18 protein-coding genes are annotated in these 19,465 nt (G+C 67.1%); 9 read left to right on the plus strand and 9 right to left on the minus strand.

The genetic code is table 11. The features are described from left to right. Positions 1-27: 27 nt before the first annotated feature. The 6 genes from QSJ19_RS14830 to QSJ19_RS14855 all read right to left on the minus strand — a co-directional run bounded on the left by QSJ19_RS14830 (position 28) and on the right by QSJ19_RS14855 (position 7,196). Complete coding sequence (locus QSJ19_RS14830) at positions 28-1,752, minus strand: alpha/beta hydrolase (RefSeq protein ID WP_502876187.1); 1,725 nt, start codon at positions 1,750-1,752, stop codon at positions 28-30. A gap of 68 nt (positions 1,753-1,820) precedes the next feature. Beyond that, a complete protein-coding gene (locus QSJ19_RS14835; protein WP_286321446.1) occupies positions 1,821-2,924 on the minus strand; it encodes an ABC transporter ATP-binding protein in 1,104 nt (367 codons plus the stop codon). 53 nt (positions 2,925-2,977) lie between these two features. Continuing rightward, complete coding sequence (locus QSJ19_RS14840; protein WP_286321447.1) at positions 2,978-3,856, minus strand: carbohydrate ABC transporter permease; 879 nt, start codon at positions 3,854-3,856, stop codon at positions 2,978-2,980. Beyond that, complete coding sequence (locus QSJ19_RS14845) at positions 3,856-4,758, minus strand: carbohydrate ABC transporter permease (RefSeq protein WP_286321548.1); 903 nt, start codon at positions 4,756-4,758, stop codon at positions 3,856-3,858. Before QSJ19_RS14845 ends, QSJ19_RS14840 begins: the two co-directional genes overlap by 1 nt. Positions 4,759-4,818: 60 nt before the next feature. Beyond that, positions 4,819-6,135: an ABC transporter substrate-binding protein gene (locus tag QSJ19_RS14850; RefSeq protein ID WP_286321550.1), complete on the minus strand. Its 1,317-nt coding sequence runs from the start codon at positions 6,133-6,135 to the stop codon at positions 4,819-4,821. Positions 6,136-6,206: 71 nt separating this feature from the next. Continuing rightward, positions 6,207-7,196 carry a sugar-binding transcriptional regulator gene (locus tag QSJ19_RS14855; RefSeq protein ID WP_286321449.1) on the minus strand — a complete coding sequence of 330 codons (990 nt, stop codon included), beginning with the start codon at positions 7,194-7,196 and terminating at the stop codon, positions 6,207-6,209. A gap of 121 nt (positions 7,197-7,317) precedes the next feature. On the opposite strand from QSJ19_RS14855, the gene QSJ19_RS14860 reads away from it, so the two are divergent. The 3 genes from QSJ19_RS14860 to QSJ19_RS14870 are packed head-to-tail and all read left to right on the plus strand — an operon-like array spanning position 7,318 to position 11,278. Beyond that, positions 7,318-8,385, plus strand: coding sequence for an NAD(P)-dependent alcohol dehydrogenase (locus QSJ19_RS14860; protein WP_286321450.1), 1,068 nt, complete (start codon positions 7,318-7,320; stop codon positions 8,383-8,385). Then, complete coding sequence (locus QSJ19_RS14865; protein WP_502876188.1) at positions 8,382-9,866, plus strand: mannitol dehydrogenase family protein; 1,485 nt, start codon at positions 8,382-8,384, stop codon at positions 9,864-9,866. The genes QSJ19_RS14860 and QSJ19_RS14865 overlap by 4 nt, the downstream gene beginning before the upstream one ends. Further along, positions 9,863-11,278 carry a xylulokinase gene (locus QSJ19_RS14870; RefSeq protein ID WP_286321454.1) on the plus strand — a complete coding sequence of 472 codons (1,416 nt, stop codon included), beginning with the start codon at positions 9,863-9,865 and terminating at the stop codon, positions 11,276-11,278. The genes QSJ19_RS14865 and QSJ19_RS14870 overlap by 4 nt, the downstream gene beginning before the upstream one ends. Before the next feature lie 25 nt (positions 11,279-11,303). Here QSJ19_RS14870 and QSJ19_RS14875 read toward each other — a convergent pair whose 3' ends face one another. Continuing rightward, positions 11,304-12,386, minus strand: coding sequence for an NAD(P)H-dependent amine dehydrogenase family protein (locus QSJ19_RS14875; RefSeq protein WP_286321455.1), 1,083 nt, complete (start codon positions 12,384-12,386; stop codon positions 11,304-11,306). A gap of 127 nt (positions 12,387-12,513) precedes the next feature. Here QSJ19_RS14875 and QSJ19_RS14880 point away from each other — a divergent pair, with 127 nt between their 5' ends. Beyond that, entirely contained in the window at positions 12,514-13,248 is a 735-nt protein-coding gene (locus QSJ19_RS14880) for a glucose 1-dehydrogenase (RefSeq protein ID WP_286321456.1), read from the plus strand. Between the two features lie 21 nt (positions 13,249-13,269). Here QSJ19_RS14880 and QSJ19_RS14885 read toward each other — a convergent pair whose 3' ends face one another. Then, positions 13,270-14,241, minus strand: a complete 972-nt coding sequence (locus tag QSJ19_RS14885) for a bile acid:sodium symporter (RefSeq protein ID WP_286321458.1) — start codon at positions 14,239-14,241, stop codon at positions 13,270-13,272. 115 nt (positions 14,242-14,356) lie between these two features. On the opposite strand from QSJ19_RS14885, the gene QSJ19_RS14890 reads away from it, so the two are divergent. Genes QSJ19_RS14890 through QSJ19_RS14905 form a run of 4 tightly spaced genes read left to right on the plus strand, consistent with a single transcriptional unit; the run spans position 14,357 to position 17,764 of the window. Further along, positions 14,357-15,427 carry an ABC transporter permease gene (locus tag QSJ19_RS14890; RefSeq protein WP_286321460.1) on the plus strand — a complete coding sequence of 357 codons (1,071 nt, stop codon included), beginning with the start codon at positions 14,357-14,359 and terminating at the stop codon, positions 15,425-15,427. Next, the gene (locus tag QSJ19_RS14895) at positions 15,424-16,245 is read left to right on the plus strand and encodes an ABC transporter ATP-binding protein (protein WP_286321461.1); all 822 of its coding nucleotides are present in this window, start codon (positions 15,424-15,426) and stop codon (positions 16,243-16,245) included. Before QSJ19_RS14890 ends, QSJ19_RS14895 begins: the two co-directional genes overlap by 4 nt. Next, positions 16,242-17,117, plus strand: coding sequence for an ABC transporter ATP-binding protein (locus QSJ19_RS14900; protein WP_286321464.1), 876 nt, complete (start codon positions 16,242-16,244; stop codon positions 17,115-17,117). The genes QSJ19_RS14895 and QSJ19_RS14900 overlap by 4 nt, the downstream gene beginning before the upstream one ends. Positions 17,118-17,128: 11 nt before the next feature. Continuing rightward, complete coding sequence (locus tag QSJ19_RS14905; RefSeq protein ID WP_286321466.1) at positions 17,129-17,764, plus strand: TetR/AcrR family transcriptional regulator; 636 nt, start codon at positions 17,129-17,131, stop codon at positions 17,762-17,764. Positions 17,765-17,931: 167 nt separating this feature from the next. Here QSJ19_RS14905 and QSJ19_RS14910 read toward each other — a convergent pair whose 3' ends face one another. Beyond that, the gene (locus QSJ19_RS14910; RefSeq protein ID WP_286321467.1) at positions 17,932-18,618 is read right to left on the minus strand and encodes a YoaK family protein; all 687 of its coding nucleotides are present in this window, start codon (positions 18,616-18,618) and stop codon (positions 17,932-17,934) included. 85 nt (positions 18,619-18,703) lie between these two features. Between QSJ19_RS14910 and QSJ19_RS14915 the strand changes: the two genes are divergently transcribed. Beyond that, positions 18,704-19,438 (plus strand): CPBP family intramembrane glutamic endopeptidase, encoded by a 735-nt coding sequence (locus tag QSJ19_RS14915; protein ID WP_286321471.1) that lies wholly within the window; start codon positions 18,704-18,706, stop codon positions 19,436-19,438. Positions 19,439-19,465: the final 27 nt, after the last annotated feature.

Raw genomic sequence — 19,465 nt, forward strand, 5'->3', positions numbered from 1 at the left:
ACACCCGGCGTGGCGAGCGCCGTCCGCTCAGTCGCGGGTGAGTCGGGGTAGCAGGGCCTCGGTCTTGGCGTCGGTCCAGTTCGGTGGCTGCAGCATCGCCGCCCATGCATAGGGGATCGCCGACAGATAGTCGTGGCCGTGCCCGTCCGGCACATTGACCGCGACCGCCATGTCCGCCGAGACCTGAAGGAAGGTGACAAAGGGAATCCACCGGGTGGAGGACAACACATCCCGGCCACGCGGTTCGCGCAACCAGTCCGGCTCGTTGAGGATGAGCCGAGGACTCCACCAGGTGATCGGGTCGCTGGCGTGCTGCAGATAGACCACCCGAGACGACTTCCACGGGGTGTCCGGGTGATCGAGGTCGCTCTCATCGGCGATGAACCTGACCTGAGATCCGTCGTCATAGACCGGAAGGACCTGCGGCGAACCCGCATCACGGTTGCGCGTGGTGTCGTCCCAGAGCGTGTTGTTGAACGTCGGTCCACTGAACAGTGCGCCGTCGGTTCGTGCCGCCAGCGCCGGGATCGTGCCGAAGGCCGCCTCGCCGGCGAAGGATCCGAGACTCTCGCCGAAGACGACGAGTTTCGGACGTTCCGCCTCGGGGACCGTCTGGACCCGTTCGGACACGGCTTCGAACAGCGCACGGCCGGCTTGCCGTGCGCGCTCCTTGTCGACCAGGAACGAGAGCCAGCTCGGCAGGTAGGAGTACTGCATGCTGACGGTCGCGATGTCGCCGTTGTACATGTATTCCAGCGAGTCGACGGTCGCCTTGTTGACCCACCCGCTGCCCGTGGTGGAACCCACGACGACGATCGCTCGCTGCAGGCCACCGGTCCGGACCAACTCGTCGGCCGCGAGTTCCGCGGTCTCTCGGATGGAGTCGGCGGATTCGAGTCCCGCGTACACGCGGATCGGTTCGGTCGCCGGCGCGCCGTTGAACTGGGTCAGAGCGCCGACATCCGGTCCGCGCGAGATGAACACCCGACCCTCGCGGCCGAGTGAATCCCAGGTCACGAGAGACCCCGGACCACCCGATCGCAGGCCGGAGACGGGTGGAGACGTCTCGGCGCGAGTCTCGTCGTTCGCGGCGGCGAAGCTCGAGTTCAGCCACTGCATGGAGTACTTCGCGACGACACCGTTGAGGACGAAGACCGTCAGCGCCACCACGAGGCCGGCGCCGATCACCGCGGAGATCCGCGGCGGGGTGACCCGATTGAGTTGTCGCACCGACCAGCGGACCGCGTACGCGAACGCCTGTCCGAGACTCATCAGCAGCACGAACACGATCAGCGCCAACAGGGCGACGAGGGGATATGCTGACCAGCCGAGCTGGTCCACACCCATGAGGCCGCGGATGTCGTTCTGCCACTGCGCGAACCAGAACAACATGGCGGCGGTACCGACTGCCGCGGCGAGCCCGAGCAGGATCCAGGCCCGGCGCCCGGCGGGGCGCCACGGCTCGTCGCGCGAGATCATGAACCGTGCCAGCCAGGTACCGAACACACCGAGGCAGTAGCCGACGGCCGCGGACGCGCCGCTGACGACGCCCTGGAAGAACGCTCCGCGGGGCAGGAGCGACGGGGTCAACGAGAACCACAGGAACACCACGGCGACGACGAGTCCCGCATAGGCGTACCGGCGACGGTGCCGGCGCCACCAGCCGGACAGGCGCCCCGCGTCGGTGTCGCCGTCGTCGCCCGCGACAACGGGATCGGCGGCAGGGGTCGAGATCTCGTCGTCGGTCGTCACCGGGCGCTCCTCTGTGCGGTGGGCGCAGTAACAGTAGCAGCGCCCACCGCCGACCGACGGGGCTCAGCTCACCGCAGCCGCTCACCCGTCGTCGGATCGAACAAGTGGACCGCCCGATCCGACTGGTGGAGCCGGACGCTGTCACCGAGCTTGGCGGGCGCGCGGTGGGGGGTGCGTGCGACCAGCGTGACCGGATCGCCGTCGAGAGTCTTGATCGACGGATCGTTCACGCGGGCGTACAGGTAGCTCTCGGCACCCAGCTCCTCCAGGAGTTCGACGTCGCCGTCGACGCCCGCGTCACCACCGATCGCGAGGTGCTCGGGACGGATGCCGACGATCACCGTCGACAACCCGGATCGCCGCAGCAATGCCTGCGATTCGTCGTCGAGGTCGACCGTGGACCCGGCGATCGTGATGGCGCCGTCGGCGACCGGAGCGGTGAACAGATTCATCGCGGGCGAGCCGATGAAGCCGGCGACGAACGCGTTGGTCGGTCGGTCGTACAGATCCGCAGGCGTCGAGAACTGCTGTAGGACCCCGTTACGCAACACGGCGACGCGGTCTCCCATGGTCATGGCCTCGACCTGGTCGTGGGTGACGTAGACGGTGGTGGTGCCGAGTCGGCGTTGCAGGGCGGCGATCTGGGAGCGGGTCTGCACGCGTAGTTTGGCGTCGAGATTCGACAGTGGCTCGTCCATGCAGAACACCTGGGGCTCACGGACGATGGCACGTCCCATCGCCACGCGTTGGCGTTGTCCGCCGGAGAGTTTGGCGGGCTTGCGGTCGAGGTAGTCGGTCAGGTCGAGAAGGCGCGCGGCTTCGGCGACCTTCTGTTTGCGTTCGTCGGCGCCGATGCCACGCATCTTGAGGGCGAATCCCATGTTCTCCCCGACGGTCTTGTTGGGGTAGAGGGCGTAGTTCTGGAAGACCATCGCGATGTCGCGGTCCTTGGGGGCCACGCCGACCATGTTCTGTCCGCCGATACGGATGGCGCCGGAGTCGATCTCCTCGAGGCCGGCGAGCATGCGCAGGGCGGTCGACTTGCCCGAACCGGACGGGCCGACGAGGACGATGAACTCGCCGTCGGTGATGTCGAGGTTGAGGCGGTCGACGGCGAGTTTGTCGGCGCCGGGGTAGACGCAGCACGCGTCGTCGTAGGTGATGGAAGCCATGGTGGTTGCTCCTGATTCGAGGAAGTGGTGGGGGGAAGGCGGGCCGGCTGCGGCTACTTGATCGCACCAAACGAGAGGCCGCGGACGAGTTTGTTCTGCGCGATCCAGCCGCAGATGACGACCGGTAGCGCGGCCAGGACCGAGGCGGCCGACAGTTGCGCCCAATACAGGCCCTGCCCCGACATGAAGCCGGTGAGGAACACCGGCATGGTCTGGGCGTTGACGGCGGTCATGTTGACGGCGAAGAAGAACTCGTTCCACGAGAAGATCACGCAGATCAGTGCGGTCGCGGCGATGCCGGGGGAGATCAACGGCAGGATGACCTCGCGGACCGAGGTCCACAGGCTTGCTCCGTCGATGCTGGCCGCCTCCAACAGTTCTCCGGGGACCTCGAGGAAGAACGAGCGCATCATCCAGACGGCGATCGGCAGGTTCATCGCGGTGTAGAGGATGACCAGGGTCCAGATGTTGTCGAGCATGCCGATGCGGCCGACGATGACGTACAGCGGGATGATCGCGGCCACGATCGGCAACATCTTGGTGCTGATGAAGAAGAACAGTGCGTCCTGGGTCTTGCGGACCGGACGCAGCGACAGTGCGAACGCCGCCGGAACGCCTAGTGCCAGCACCAAGATCGTCGAGACGATGGTCGCGAACAGCGAGTTGAGCAGGGGTGTGGCGATGCCGGCGTCGAAGACCTCTGTGAACTGGTCCAGGGTGGGGGTGAAGATGAACGTCGGCGGGTTCGTCGCCGCGTCGCTCTCCTGTTTGAACGCGGTGAGCACCATCCACAACACCGGGAAGAAGAAGCCCAGGGCCAGGATCCAGGTGAATGCGGTCAGCAGCGATGCGCGCGGGTTGCGCCGCCGGGTGATCTCGACTCCGTCGATGGTCGTCGACGACGACGTGCGGGTCGGGCTGGTGGTGGTCATCAGGCCGCCTCCTCGTTTCCGGTGAAGCTCTTGAAGATCAGGCGCAGAGCCAGTGACGCCACGACGATCGTGCCGATCACGGTGACAACGCCCATGGCTGCGGCCTGCCCGATGTCGAATCCGAGGAAGGCGCGCTGATAGATGTAGAACGGCAGGTTCGCCGAGGACACCCCGGGACCGCCCGAGGTCATCATGTAGACCGCGTCGAACGTGTTGACCAGGTAGATCGCACCCAGCACCGCGCCGAGTTCGATGAACCGGCGAAGATGCGGCAGGGTCAGTTCGCGGAACAACCGGAAGCTGGTGGCGCCGTCCACGCGGGCGGCCTCCTGGATGTCCTGCGGCATCGACTGCAGCCCGGCCAGGATGAGCAGCATCATGAACGGTGTCCACTGCCACACCAGTTCTGCGATGACACTCATCAGCGGGTACTGACTGAGCCAGTCGGTGTGGACGCCGAAGGGACTGAGTAGCCAGTTCACCAGTCCGTTGGTCGGCGACAGCAGGCTCGTCTTCCACAGCAGCGCCGCGGCGACCGGGGTCACCAGGAACGGGGTGATGAGCAGTGTGCGGACTATCCCGCGCCCCAGGAACTTACGGTCGAGTAGGAGGGCGAAGACCAGGCCGAGTACCACCGACGCGATGACCGTGCCGACGATCAGCAGGATCGTGTTGAGCGTCACCCGCCAGAACTGGGCATCGGTGAACACCGCGACGTAGTTGTCGATCCCGACGAACGCACGCGAACCCGGCCGGACGAGGTTCCAGGACTGGGTGGAGTAGAACAGGGTGAACAGGAACGGGATCTGTGTCACCACGATCATGAAGATCAGGGCGGGCAGAAGCGGTCCGCGGCGTCGCCAGCCCTCGGCCCGTGAGATGTGATCTCGTTGTGAGCTCAGCGGTGCCTCGGATCGCGGTTGTGGATCGGCCCCTGGTTGGGCGAGTGCGGTGGCCACGTCTCACCTCTCCTTCTGGTAGGTCTTGCCGACCTGCTCGGCGTACTTCTGTGACTGTGCCAGCGCGTCCTCGACACTGATCTGACCGGCGATCGCGGCCGAGATCTGCTGGCTGACACGCGTTCCCAGATCCTGGAACTCCGGGATCGCGAGGAACTGGATGCCCGTGTAGGGCACCGGCTGCAGCGTCGGCTTCAACTGATTCGCGGTGGTCATCGCGGACAGTGTCGCGTCGGCGAACGGCTTGGAGATCGCCTGGTAGGCGGGCAGCTGATAGGTGGACATCCGGCTGCCGGGTGGGATGTGCGTGGCGCCCAACGTGTCCGACACGTGCTTGATGTAGTCGCGGTTGGTCATCCAGTCGATGAACTTCCACGCGTCGTCACGCTTCGTGCTGCTGGTGGGGATGCCGAGCGACCAGGTGTAGAGCCATCCGTTGTCGGACTTGGCCATGCTCGGCGCCGGCAGATAGCCGACATCGCCGGCGATGGTGGACGTGTCGGGGCTCTCGAGCACCGACACCGCCGACGTCGCGTCGTACCACATGGCGGTCTGCCCCTGCGACAACAGGTTTCCGCATTCCTGGAAGCCGGATGAGGCGGCGCCGGGTTCGCCGTACTTGCGGACGGTGTCGACATAGAACTTCACCGCCGACTCGACCTCGGGACTGGTGAGCTGGGCGTTCCAGTCCTCGTCGTACCAACGTCCACCGAATGCGTTGATGACGGTGTCCAGCGGCGCCAGCAACTCGCCCCACCCGGGTTTGCCGCGCAGACAGATGCCGGAGACGTTGCCCCGGGTGAGGGCGGCCGCGGCGTCACGCACCTGCGGCCAGGTCGGGTTCGCCGGCAGGGAGACCCCTGCGTCGGCGAACATCTTCTTGTTGTACATCAGGAACGAGGACTCGCCGTAGAACGGGGCCGAGTACATCGAACCCTCGTACGAGAGTGCGCTCTTGAGCGTCGGGATGAAGTCGTCGGAGTCGTAGGACGGGTCGGCATCCATGTACGGGGAGAGGTTGACCAGCCAACCGTTCTCCGCCCACATCGGCGTCTCGTAGTTGCTGATCATCACCACGTCGAACTCGCCGCCTCCGGTGGAGACCGATGCGGTGATCTTGGCGCGGGCCTCGTTCTCCGACAACGTGACGAACTTGAGCTTGATACCGGGGTTCTGCTGCTCGAACTGAGTCGACAGCTGTACGGCATCCTGCATCTGCGAGTTCGACACCATCGCGACGGTCACGGAATCACCGCCCCCGTCCGTGAACGAGCCGGCGCCGGAACATCCGGTGGCGACGAGTGCGAGTGCGGCGGCCATCGACACGGTGTAGGCACGGGCCCGGCGTGAGGCCCGCCCGATCCGCCGCGCGACCTTGGGTCCGTCGGCCATCAGTGATCACCTTTCTGTTCGGCGACAAGCCATTCGGCGGTGGGAAGGTCGGTCACGAGGATCGTCGCGTACCCGCCGCGAAGGGCGCCGAGGATGGAGTCGCGGCGGTGTTCTCCACCGGACACGAGGATGGATGTCGGGCAGGCTCGCACCGAGTCCAGCGGCACGGACACCGTCCGGTCCACCAGGGTGGAATCCACGGCGACGCCGTGGGCGTCATAGAAGCGGCCGCCGATCTCGCCGACCGCGGCGAGCGCATCGAGTTCGTCGAGCACGATCGCGTCGATGAACGCGCCTTCGAACAAGGTCGTCGACGTCGACACCGAACCGACCCCGAAGAGCATCACGTTGGCCGATCGTGCCGCCGACAACGACTGCGAGAGAATCGAATCACGCTGCAGCGCGGCGACGGTGTCGGAATCTGCATAGAGCGGGGCGACCAGGCGCATCGGCTGCGCGTGCAGTCTGTCGGAGAGTCGGGCCAGGGCATGGTCGACGCCGGTGTGGTATTCGACCGAGGTCATCGAGCCGTCCATCTGGACGACCTGTCGGCAGGATGAGTTCGCCGACATCGCGTCGGCGACCGCGACCTGTTCGGGGCCCCAGGTGAAACCGAGTACGTCGGTCGGTTGGATGCGACGGGTCAGGACCGAGGCTCCGGCACGGCCGAGTGCGGCGTTTCCGGAGGCGGTGCCGTCGGCGATCTCGTCGATGACGAGTACCTCGTCGAGTCCGAAGACCTCCTCGACCCGACGTTCGACATCGGTGTGGATCGACCGGCCGAGGTGGGCGGGCGCGGTGACGGTCACCTGGACCAGCCCTTGGGCGCGGGCCCGGGCGACAAGCCGACCGGCGGTGGGGCGCGAGACGCCCAGACGGGAGGCGATCTCCGCCTGAGTCAGCCCTTCCAGGTGATACATCGTCGCCGCGCGGACCAGTAGTCGCAGATCGTGACCGCTGTCCGGGGTCGTCTTGGTGGGAGTGGTCATCCATCCGCCTCACGGTGCGCGTGAGCATTTGCTCACTGGCCGGAATATTGCTCAATACGCTAACATTGCAAATGTGATGCACGCAACAGTCAATTCGCGGAGTGACCCGACGATCACCACGATGCGGGCGAGTGTCCTCTATCCCGACGGCCGGCTGACGGTCGAAGAGCGGCCGATCCCGGTGGCCGGTCCGGGCGAGGTCCTCATCCGGGTGAGCGCCGTGGGTGTCTGCGGGTCGGACGCGCACTATGTCCGCCACGGCCGCATCGGTGACCACGTCGTGACGGGACCGCTGATCCTCGGGCACGAGGCGGCCGGCGAGATCGTCGGCGTCGGTGCCGGGGTGCCGGCCGAGCGGGTCGGTGAACGCGTCTCGATCGAACCGCAGACACCCGATCCGTCGAGCGACGAATCCCTGCGCGGGGACTACAACTTGTGTCCCCACATGCGGTTCTACGCAACACCCCCGGTCGACGGCGCGCTGTGCGAGTTCGTCATCATCGGTGCCGGTTTCGCCCATCCGGTGCCAGACGGGGTGAGCGATGACGCCGCTGCGCTGTGCGAGCCGCTGTCGGTCGGCATCGCCGCCGTACGCAAGGCCGACCTGGGGATGGGTGACTCCGTGCTCATCTCCGGCGCAGGCCCGATCGGCCTGATGTGTGCGCAGGTGGCGCGTGCCTCCGGCGCAACCCGGATCGTCGTCAGCGAACCGGACGAACTGCGCCGCGACATCGCGACACGGTTCGGCGCCACCCGGGTCGTCGCACCGGGGACCGCCGTCGACCAGGTCGACGCGTTCATCGACGCGAGCGGTGTCGAGGCCGCGGTCGTCGCGGGTCTCGGTGCCGTGCGTCCGGCGGGTCGTGTCGTCCTGGTCGGAATGGGCGCGGATGCCATGACCTTGCCGGTCACCGTCATCCAGAACCGCGAGATCGTGCTGACCGGTGTGTTCCGCTACGCGAACACCTGGGCGACTGCGCTGTCCCTCATCGTGTCGGGGCGAGTGGACCTCGACGGTATGGTCACCGGACGCTTCGGGCTCGAGGACGTGCGCGCCGCTCTCGATGCCGATCGCGTGCCGGGAAGTATCAAGGCCGTGGTCCACCCCGGCATCGCCCACGTACCGTCGACGCCGGACGCGACGACGGCCATGTCCGCCAGCCCGACCACACGAGGATGTGCTCTGTGACCGAAACCGTTGAACTGCAGCAAAAATCACTTTCCGACATCGGTTCGGTCGCGGTACCGACCTACGATCGGGAACGCATGCGGACCGGCATCGTGCACATCGGTGTCGGCGGATTCCACCGCGCGCACCAGGCGATGTACCTCGACCGTCTGCTCGCCGAGGGCGGTTCTGATGCCCTTGACTGGGGTATCTGCGGGGTGGGTGTCCGGCCGGCGGACGCCGGTATGCGCGACGCACTCGGCCCGCAGGACGGGCTGTTCACCCTCACCCTCAAACATCCCGACGGGACGATCGAGACGTCCGTCATCGGATCGATCGGGGAGTTCCTGTTCGCGCCCGACGATCCCGAGCGTGTCATCGAGAAGCTCGCCGATCCCGACACGCGGATCGTGTCGCTGACGGTGACCGAGGGCGGCTACAACTTCTCACCGTCCACCGGTGAGTTCGATGCGTCCAACCCCGACGTCGTGGCAGACCTCGCCGAGGGGGCGGTACCCGTCACGGTGTTCGGGCTCGTGACCGAGGCGCTCCGCCGACGACGCGATCGCGGCGTCGCGTCGTTCACCGTGATGTCCTGTGACAACATCCAGGGCAACGGGCACATGGCGCAGTCGGTGTTCCTCTCCTTCGCTCGCCTGAAGGATCCCACGCTCGCCGAATGGATCACCCAGCACACCGCCTTCCCCAACTCGATGGTCGACCGCATCACGCCGGCGACGCCGCCGGACCTCCGTGCGGAGGTGGCAGGCCGCACCGGGATCGACGACAGATGGCCGGTCGTCGCCGAGCCGTTCACGCAGTGGGTGCTCGAGGACAACTTCTCGTCGGGCCGTCCCCGGCTCGAGGAGGTCGGCGTGCAGATCGTCGACGACGTCACCCCCTACGAACTGATGAAGCTCCGGTTGCTCAATGCCAGTCATCAGACACTGTGTTACTTCGGATATCTGATGGGCTATCGCTTCGTTCACGAGGCGACCGCGGATCCGCTGATCGCGGCACTGCTGCGGCGCTACATGGCGACCGAGGGCCGTCCGACGCTCGCCCCTGTGCCGGGCGTCGATCTCGACGTGTACACCGAGACCCTCATCGAACGTTTCGGCAATCCGGCGATCGCCGACACGATCGCGCGGCTGTGTCAGGACTCCTCCGACCGCATCCCGAAATGGCTGATCCCCGTCATCCGCGAACGGTTGGCCGCGGGCGGCGAGGTGACACTGGCGGCGGCGGTCGTCGCCAGCTGGACCCGCTACGCCGAAGGGGTCGATGAGAACGGTGACGCGATCGCCGTCGTCGACCCGCTCGCCGGGCGTCTGATCCCGTTGGCTCGGCAATCACGCACGGACACGCTGGCATTCGTATCCGATCGCAGTCTTTTCGGCGACCTCGCCGACGACGATCGATTCACCGGGCCATACCTGGCTGCGCTCGGGTCTCTGCGCCGGGACGGCGCCCGGGCGACTTTGGAGGGACTGCTCGGATGACCCTTGTCGCCGGGGTCGACTCCTCGACCCAGTCCTGCAAGATCGTCGTGTGCGACGCGGACACCGGAGTGGTCGTCCGCTCCGCCAAGGCGCCGCATCCGCCCGGGACCGAGGTCGACCCCCGGCACTGGTGGACGGCGCTGACCTCCGCGATCGCCGAGGCGGGAGGGCTCGAAGACGTCGACGCGATCTCGGTCGGCGGTCAGCAGCACGGGATGATCTGTCTGGACTCCGACGGTGTGGTGGTCCGGAACGCGTTGCTGTGGAACGACACCCGCTCGGCGGCAAGCGCCGTCGCGCTTGTCGACGAGCTCGGCGCCGACAACTGGGCGTCGGCCGTGGGTGTGGTGCCGGTCGCGTCGATCACCGCCTCGAAGTTGCGGTGGATGGCGGACAACGAACCCGAACTCGCCGACGCGACCGCCGCGGTCTGCCTGCCGCACGATTGGCTGACGTGGCAGTTGAGCGGCGCGCTGGGGATCGACGCGCTCGTCACCGATCGTAGCGATGCCTCCGGGACCGGGTACTTCGCCGCGGCCGACGATTCCTATCGCACCGATCTGCTCGAGCTGGCGTTCGGCGGCCGGCGTCCGCGACTGCCGCGGGTCCTCGGCCCGGCCGATCGTGCCGGCCGGACCGATTCCGGGACCATCATCGGCGCGGGCGCCGGCGACAACGCGTCGGCCGCGTTGGGCCTGGCCGCCGGACCCCGCGATTGCATTGTCTCCCTGGGCACCTCGGGTGTCGTCAGCGCGGTCACCGAGGTTCCGCCGCGTGACGCATCCGGTCTGGTGGCCGGATTCGCGGACGCGACGGGTCGCCAACTGCCGCTGGTGTGCACGTTGAACGGGGCACCGGTCCTGGCCGCGACGGCGGTCATGCTGGGCGTCGACCTCGACGAGTTCGGGCGTCTCGCGTTGTCGGCGCTGCCGGGCGCCGGGGGTCTGGTGATGATTCCCTATTTCGCCGGTGAACGATCACCCAATCTGCCGGACGCGACCGGTTCCGTCGTGGGCATCACCGCCGACAACTGGACGCCGCCGAATGTGGCCCGCGCCGCGGTCGAGGGGTTGCTCTGCTCGCTCGTCTACTGCATGGACCTGATCCGTGATCAGGGAATCGAGGTGGGGCGAATCCTCGTGACGGGCGGCGGCAGTCGATCCGACGCGGTTCTCGCCCTCGCCCCGCGCCTGTTCGGGCGGCCGGTGGCGGTGCCAGCGCCGGCCGAGTATGTCGCGCTCGGAGCCGCCCGCCAGGCCGCGTGGGCACTCACCGGCGACCTGCCCGACTGGGGCATCGCGGCGATCTCGCGCGACGACGGGACCCACGACAGGGAGATCTACGAGCGCTACCGGAGCGTGTCCGACGCCGTCGCCGCCGGACCACCCGCGGTGGCGCCCGTGCGGTCCTGATGTCCCGTGACGTGCGCCGTTGCTGTCACCGCGTCGGCACTGCGGCGGTCCCGCCCGCGACGAGTGGGACGTCGAGCGCCGTCCGGATTCCGGAGGGGCCATCGACGACCGCCGGGATCGCGTTCACGATGCGGCCCGCACCAGCGACGATCGCCGCGTGGTTGTGGTCGCCGTGCTCACTCGTCGGGCAGATGTCGACGCGATAGGACGGCTCACCGACGATCTCCACGCGGTAGCAGCCACCGGCCTGTGCGGGCTGGGCCCACGATGCGCCGAGATCCCCACGCAGGCGGGTGAGGTGCTCGATCACGATGACGTCGCGGCCGCCGACCTTACCGATGATCTCGAAACGCACTGCGGCGCGGGTGCCTTCGGCTACGCTTCCGGCCGCGATGTCGAACGTCTCCGGTGCCGGTTCGTCCTCCCACCGTTCAGCGATCTCGTCGACGGTCACACCCAGACCCGCGGCGAGTAGGCGGATGGTCGTTCCCCATGCCATGCCGAGGACGCCGGGCAGGAACAACATCGGTGTCTCGTCCATCGGCTTGCCGAAACCCATCACGTCGAACATCACCGCGGCGCCGTCGTAGGTCGCGTAGTCCGCGATCTCCATACAACGGATCTGATCGACGTGCTGACACGTCGACGCGAACGCGAGGGGGACGAGATCGTTCGCGAATCCCGGGTCGACACCGGTGATGAAGATGCTCGACTCGCCTTCCTGCGCAGCGGCCTCCACCTTCGTGACGGCTTTCGGCGGCATGACGCCCCAGGGGTACTGCAGCGACACCGGAGCCGAGCCGACGACATCGATGCCGGCCGACAGCAGGCGGGCGCAGTCGTCGAGGGCCTGCACCGGTCGGGTGTCGCCCATGGCGCAATAGACCGCACAGTCGGGATCGGTGTCGACGATCGCCGCGAGGTCGTCGGTGGCCAGGACGCCGGTCGGTTCGTGCTCCATGCCGGCGAGTTCGGCGGCGTCGCGGCCGACCTTCTCGGGCGACGACACGCACACGGCGACGAGGTCGAATCGGGGATCGGCGATCAGTTGGCGCAAGGCCAGTCGACCGACGTTCCCGGTCCCGATGTGTGCCACGCGGATGGCCATCCGTCTCTCCTTGTGCTGGTCAGGTGTACAATTGTCCGGACTACTGTCCATATCAGTAGAGCACGCCGCGCGCCGACTCGGTAGAACGTGTTCTCATTTCGCCGTTGAGTAGGTAACCTTCCTCGCCATGGGACGTGTAGATGACAAGGTCGCGGTGATCAGTGGCGGTTCGCGAGGCATGGGCGCATCTCATGCGCGGATGCTCGTGGCGGAGGGTGCGAAGGTCGTGATCGGGGACATTCTCGACGATGAGGGCAAGGCCCTGGCGGAGGAGTTGGGCGCCGCGGTCCGGTATGTCCACCTCGACGTGACCTCGCCGGACGACTGGGCGGCAGCGGTCGCAACCGCCGTGGACGACTTCGGCCGGCTCAACGTGTTGGTGAACAACGCCGGGATCGTGAACGGGAGCGCCCTGCAGAAGTTCCGTCTGGACAAGTGGCAGCAGATCCTGGACGTGAATCTCACCGGCACGTTCCTCGGCATGCAGGCCGCGGTGGATCCGATGATCGCCGCCGGCGGTGGCTCGATCATCAATGTGTCGTCAGTGGAGGGACTGCGCGGGAGTCCGTGGGCGCACGGCTATGTCGCCTCGAAATGGGGTGTCCGCGGACTGGCCAAATCGGCAGCGCTGGAACTCGCGCCACACAACATCCGGGTCAATTCGATCCATCCCGGAATGATCCGCACCCCGATGACCGAGGGACTCCCGGAGGACATCGTGAAGACTCCGCTGGGTCGGCCGGCCGAGTCCGAGGAGGTGTCGACGTTCATCGTGTTCCTCGCCAGCGACGAGTCCTCCTATGCCACCGGAACCGAGTTCGTCATGGACGGCGGCCTGACCGCCGACGTCCCGCACAACTGACCGCTGTCGCCGCCGGGGCGCTCACCGGGTGATCCTCGGGATGACCGCCACGAGCACGACCATCCCGAGGACCTCGATCAGCGTCTGGGTGACCACCGCCGATCCGGCGATCGCGCTCATCTCGCCGGGCAACGCGAGGGCCAGCGGCAGGACGACCAGGGAGTTGCGGGTCGCGCCGGAGAACGCCACGGCGCGTCGTCCGGTCACTCCCACTCCGAACGGTCGCGAGATCAGCAGGCCGAGCACGGTCATCACGATCAGGAACAGCACATAGACACCGACCACGGACGTGACCGATCGCCCGTGGTCGTCGAGCGCATGGATCTGGGATCCGACCACCACGAACAAGACGAGCGCCATCAACGGCACCATCGCACTGCCGGCTCCGGTGCTCAGGCTGCCCAGGCGCGCCGATCGCCGGGCCCCGGACTGGGTCGCCCACGCCAGTGCGAGCGGGATCGCGATGAGTACCACGAACGCGGTGACAAACGGGCCGGCGTCCACCGCCGCGGCGAGTTCGTCGCCGAGGAAGATCGTGAGATACACCGGCAGCAACGCCATCTGGAGCAGGAGCAGCAACGGCGTCGCGGCGAGCAGTCGGTGGCCGTCGCCACCCGCGAGCCCGCTGAACACGATGACGTAGTCCACGCACGGGCACAACAGGACCAGGAGCACCCCGACCCGCAGGGCCGCCTCGTCGGGTACGAGTGGGAGCACGGCGGACACGACGAGTGGGACGACCACGAAGTTCACCACGAGTAGCGCGGCGATGAACCTCACGTCGCGCACAGCCGCGCCGATTCGAGCCACCGGGACCTGGAGGAACGTCACGTACAGCAGTGCCGCGATCGACGGATTGATCGCGTGTTCGAGCACCGGTCCGCTCGCGGGCACTGCGATGCCGAACGCTGCGCCGGCCGCAATCGCGGCCAGATAGACCGCTACCTGGTGACGTTCGAGCGTCGCGGTCAGGTCGTCGAAGGTGATCGGCACGGCGCCATTGTGCATCAAGCCCCGTCCGACGACGCCACACCGAGCACGCGCTGTGGTGGAGAAAATTAATTCATCACTTGTTGACCTGGGGCGCGAGACGTGCCTAGCATTTGACATGCGCGCCATGATTCTCAAGGAATTTCGCGAACTCCGGCGGGACCCCCGCACACTGGCCATGTTGATCGTCCTGCCGCTGCTGTTGCTGGTGATCTTCGGCTATGCCGCCAACTTCTACGTCTCGTCGGTGAAGACCGCCGTCGTCGGCCCGAGTACACAGCAGATCAGCCAGGCGCTGCCGTCGTATTTCGACGTCACCGAATCCCATCCGGGCGACACTGCGGCCCAGGCCCAGGACATGGTGCGGGAGAACAAGGTCGACGTCGCCATCGTGACCGGTCCGCCGGGGCAGAAACCGATCGCCTACGTCGACGGGTCGAATCTGTTCGCCGCACAGTCGACCGTCGGCATCCTGAACAAGATGGGCGGACAGATCGAGACCGACGTGCTGTTCAATCCGGACCTGAAGACGTCCTGGGTGATGGTGCCGGCGATCATCGGTCTGATCCTCACCTTCATCGGCACGATCATCACGAGTATCGGGTTGGTCCGTGAACGAGAGGCGGGCACGCTGGAACAACTTGCGGTCATGCCGATCCGGCCGAGTCAGGTGATCCTCGGCAAGATCGTGCCGTACTTCCTGCTCGCTGCTGTGGACATGGTCATCGTGACGGTGCTCGGGATGCTGCTGTTCGGGGTGCCGTTCAACGGGAACGTGCTGATCTTCGCGCTCGGGGCGGCCATCTTCCTGTTCGTCGTCCTCGGGCTCGGGGTGCTGATCTCGACGATCTCCCAGACGACGGGCCAGGCGATCCAGACCGCATTCATGTTCTTGCTCCCGCAGATCCTGTTGTCCGGCATGATCTTCCCGCTGGACGCGATGGCGGCGGGGGTCCGATGGATCGGCTACCTGCTCCCGCTGACGTACTTCACCATGATCTCGCAGGGCGTCATGTTGCGCGACGCGCCCATCTCATCGCTGTGGCTGCCGTTACTGATCCTCACCGTGATGGCCGTGGTCGTGTTCACCGGCGCGACACTGCGATTCCGTCGAGACCTCGCCCCCGACGTGTCGAAGCAGAAGGCGCCGGCCCCGTCGACGGATTCGACCGGCGCGGACGTCGCATGATCGCGGCAGCGCACTCGGTTACGGTGCGGTTCGGCGAGCGGACCGCGTTGGACGACGTGAGCGTCGACGTACCGGCCGGACAGGTGGTCGCTCTGGTCGGTGGCGACGGCGCCGGGAAATCTACTCTCCTGCGGACATTCGTGGGCGCGGTGATCCCGGACAGCGGCACGGTGCAGGCGCCGGGCAAACACGAGATCGGGTTCCTGTCGGCGGGTCCGGGGAGCTGGGCCGCGCTGACCGTGCGCCAGAACCTCGACTTCGTCGGCGGAATCTACGGCCTCGCGGGTGCCGAACTCGAGAATCGACGCGAGCAGCTCATCGACGGATCGGGGTTACGCGTCGCCGCGGATCGACTCGCATCGGCACTGTCGGGAGGGATGCGCCGCAAGCTGGGGGCGGCGATGGCGATGATCCACCGTCCGTCTCTGCTGATACTCGACGAACCCAGCACCGGTGTCGACCCGGTCAGCCGTATCGATCTGTGGCGCATGATCTCGGAGGCTGCCGCGGACGGCGCCGCTGTGCTCATGTCGACGACCTACCTGGACGAGGCCGAACGCGCCGCGGATCTCGTGGTGCTCGACGGTGGCCGGATCCTGACGCAGGGCTCCTACGACGAGGTGCGGGCGGGATTCACCGGCGTCATCACCGCGGCCGCGTCGCCGACACGGCCACAGTGGTCGTGGCGACGCGGTCGGCAACGACACGAGTACTGGCCCGACGGACGCCCCGGGGTGCACGCACCCACCGCGGTGCCGGACCTCGAGGACATCGTCATCGCGCTGTCGATGTCACGCAGGCAGGAGGCCGACGCATGACCTCCGACGTGGTACTCGGTGCGCGTGACGTCACCCGTCGCTTCGGCGACTTCACCGCCGTCGACGCGGTGTCGATGACCGTCGGGCCGGGTGAGGTGGTCGGGTTGCTCGGCGCCAACGGCGCCGGAAAGACCACGCTGATCCGGATGTTGCTCGGGTTGCTGGCCGCGACGTCGGGATCGGTCGAACTCCTCGGCGGGCCACCGGACCAGACCCGAAGGGCACGAATGGGATACGTGCCGCAGAATCTCGGACTGTATCGGGATCTCACCGTGGCGGAGAACCTGTCGTTCAGCGCCGGGGCCTATGGCGTACCCGTGCCCGACATCCCGGCGGACCTCCGCGGTGTGCGCGCCACACTCGTCGGGGACCTCGCTCTCGGCGCCCAACGTCAGGTGGCGTTCCTCGTCGCCCTCGCCCACGCACCCGAGGTGCTGGTGCTCGACGAGCCGACCTCCGGTGTCGATGCCTTGTCGCGTGCCGAACTGTGGGACACGATCCGCCACCAGGCAGACAACGGCGTCGGTGTCCTTATCACCACCCACTACATGGAAGAGGCGCAGCAGTGTGATCGACTGCTGCTCATGGCAAGTGGACAACTGGTCGGCTCGGGTAGCGAGGACGACATCATCGGGGACACGCGCGCGGTCGCGGTCCGGACACCGGACTGGTCACAGGCGTTCGCCGCATTGAATGACGCCGGCGTGCCGGTCATCTTGGCGGGCCGGGCGATCCGGGTGCCGGACACCGATCCCGCGGACATCGACGCCGTCCTCGGCGCCGCCGGCATCACGGCGGACATCACACCGGTCCGGGCCACCGTCGAGGAACGCATGTTGGTCCTGGCTCGGGAACACGCGGCACAGTCGTAGGGAACGTCGAGGTGACACCGCAGCAACGCGGCGGCCGCAGGCGAGGACGTCCGAAGGCAGCCGACACCGGGTCCGGCAATCGGGAGTCGATCCTCATCGCTGCCCGGGAGTTGTTCTCGGACCGCGGCTTCGAGCGATCAACGATGCGTGAGATCGGGAGGCGGGCCGGCGTGGACCCCGCTCTCATCCACCACTACTTCGGGACCAAGGACGCACTGCTGGTCGCGGCGCTGCGGCCGGAGATCGACGTCGTCGAGATGTTCGCGGGGATCACCGCGGACACCGACAGTCCGGGAACCGAGTTCCTCCGGCGCATTCTCGGCTTCTGGGAGTCGAATCCCCAGCAGCGGACGCGCGCCATCGCGCTACTGCGCGTGGCCGTCACCCACGCCGAGGTGGCCGGCGGCATGCGCGAGTTCTTTCTCGGGGTCGCCCGTACCGCACTCGCCGACGTCGCTGCCACTGATCATCGTGACGAGCGGATCGGGTTGATGATCAGTCAGATCGCCGGACTCGTGATGGCGCGATATGTGCTCGACGTCCCTGCGGTCGCGGAGGCCACCCCGGAGGAACTGGCCCGGCGCGTAGGGCCGAACATCGACCGCTATCTGACCGGCGACATGACCGTCGACCCGCAGGACCACTGACCCGTCACCGCGACCACCGCTCGCCACCGCCGACCGTGTCCAGAATCTCGCCGACCGTGTCCAGGAATTCATCGAGTGGGCACAGCGCCGCGTGACGACGCCCCGGTTGCACCCACTCGGCGAGATCGAGGACCCGCTCGGAAGGATCCGGGATCGGCGAGAGCCGGCTACGCGTCGGAATCCGCGGCGTCGGCCGGATCGTACCGTCGTTCGTCGATGACGAAGAGCACCAGTGTCACCGCGAGGAAGCCGGCGGGCACCCATGCGGCACGACCGCCCATCAGCTGAGTGCAGACGGCACCGACGAGCGCTCCGCCGGCGAACACGCCGACGACTCGCGTGTAGATGGAGAACGCACGACGCGGTTCGGGTGCCCGATCGACCGTGGCGCCGTAGCCGGCCTCGACCAGACGCATGAGGTTGCCGGTCGTCGCGACCGCGATGTAGTTGAGATCTCCGATGTTGCGGAACAACTCGATCTGCATCGCCGCGAGGAACGCGATGGGAATGGTGACGAACGAATGCGGCACCGAGGTCGGGACGAAACCGATGACAAGGAGGATCAGTGCCTGGAGCCCCATCGTCACGCGGATCGGGTAGGGGAGCAGGCGGTCGAGCCGTCCCGCCTTGATGTGCACGGCGAGTATCACGCCGACGACGAAGGCGAGAATCGGCCAGAGATGTCCGACGGCCTGATGCCAGTGGCGTTCAGAGAGATTCAACGCCAGGAAGATCACGTTGCCGGTCTGGGCGTTGGCGAACACACCGCCACGCGACAAGAACGTGTAGCTGTCGAGAAAGCCACTGGCCCCGGTGATCAGCAGAGCGAATCGCAATGAGGTCGACGTGGTCACGGCGCTCCTCCTGATCTTCCGGTGACATGCGGTCCGGGTGGGGATCGGTCGTGCACAATGGTGACACCCATTCGAGGAAGGTGCGATGACCGGACTTCCGAGCGCGTCGGCCGGTGCATCGCGTCGACGGTCGGTCTGCCTTGTCCTGGCCGTCGTGACGGCGCTTGTCACGACCAATCTCGTCGCCCATTTCACCGGGCACTGGACCGGACTGTTCGCCGTGCCGATCGCGGCGGTCGTGATCGTCGCCGGGGCGCGGGCGGCAGGCCTGCACTGGCGGGAGATGGGATTGAGCCGGGGCGAGGTCAGGGCGGGGATCCCGTATGCCGTCGGCGCGGTCGTCGTCGTGTTCGCCGTGGTGTCGGTGGCGGTCGCCATCCCGGCGACCCGGCAGTTCTTTCTGTCGGACCGCTTCGACAGCGCCACCGAGGCGGCAGTGGCCGCGCTGGTGACGATTCCCCTGCAGACCGTCATCCCGGAGGAACTGATGTTCCGGGGTGTGCTGCAGGGCTCGCTGGGACGGCTGTTCGGCATCCGATGGACTCTGGGGCTGGGAGCGCTGGCGTTCGGGCTGTGGCACGTCAGCTCGTCGCTCGGACTGACCGCCGGCAACGAGGGCTTCACAGGAATCCTCGGATCGGGCACACTCGCCCAGCTCGCGGGGATCATCGGAGCGGTGATCGCCACCGGCGCCGCCGGATTGGTGCTCGGGTGGCTGCGTCATCGCAGCACGAGCCTCGTCGCGCCGATGGCGCTGCACTGGGCCCTCAACGCGACGGGTGCGGCGGGGGCGGCGGTCTCCTGGCATCTCCCGCACTGAGCGACGGATCAACAGCTGTGGTGGAGT

The sequence above is a fragment of the Gordonia sp. ABSL11-1 genome (assembly GCF_030315685.1).
Classification (GTDB): Bacteria; Actinomycetota; Actinomycetes; order Mycobacteriales; family Mycobacteriaceae; genus Gordonia.

What these genes read in the sequence shown, in the direction of transcription:
- QSJ19_RS14835 (WP_286321446.1), bottom strand. Translation starts at nt 2,924, where the DNA reads ATGGCTTCCATCACCTACGACGACGCGTGCTGCGTCTACCCCGGCGCC.
- QSJ19_RS14840 (WP_286321447.1), bottom strand. Translation starts at nt 3,856, where the DNA reads ATGACCACCACCAGCCCGACCCGCACGTCGTCGTCGACGACCATCGAC.
- QSJ19_RS14850 (WP_286321550.1), bottom strand. Translation starts at nt 6,135, where the DNA reads ATGGCCGCCGCACTCGCACTCGTCGCCACCGGATGTTCCGGCGCCGGC.
- QSJ19_RS14855 (WP_286321449.1), bottom strand. Translation starts at nt 7,196, where the DNA reads ATGACCACTCCCACCAAGACGACCCCGGACAGCGGTCACGATCTGCGA.
- QSJ19_RS14860 (WP_286321450.1), top strand. Translation starts at nt 7,318, where the DNA reads ATGCGGGCGAGTGTCCTCTATCCCGACGGCCGGCTGACGGTCGAAGAG.
- QSJ19_RS14870 (WP_286321454.1), top strand. Translation starts at nt 9,863, where the DNA reads ATGACCCTTGTCGCCGGGGTCGACTCCTCGACCCAGTCCTGCAAGATC.
- QSJ19_RS14875 (WP_286321455.1), bottom strand. Translation starts at nt 12,386, where the DNA reads ATGGCCATCCGCGTGGCACACATCGGGACCGGGAACGTCGGTCGACTG.
- QSJ19_RS14880 (WP_286321456.1), top strand. Translation starts at nt 12,514, where the DNA reads ATGGGACGTGTAGATGACAAGGTCGCGGTGATCAGTGGCGGTTCGCGA.
- QSJ19_RS14890 (WP_286321460.1), top strand. Translation starts at nt 14,357, where the DNA reads ATGCGCGCCATGATTCTCAAGGAATTTCGCGAACTCCGGCGGGACCCC.
- QSJ19_RS14895 (WP_286321461.1), top strand. Translation starts at nt 15,424, where the DNA reads ATGATCGCGGCAGCGCACTCGGTTACGGTGCGGTTCGGCGAGCGGACC.
- QSJ19_RS14900 (WP_286321464.1), top strand. Translation starts at nt 16,242, where the DNA reads ATGACCTCCGACGTGGTACTCGGTGCGCGTGACGTCACCCGTCGCTTC.
- QSJ19_RS14915 (WP_286321471.1), top strand. Translation starts at nt 18,704, where the DNA reads ATGACCGGACTTCCGAGCGCGTCGGCCGGTGCATCGCGTCGACGGTCG.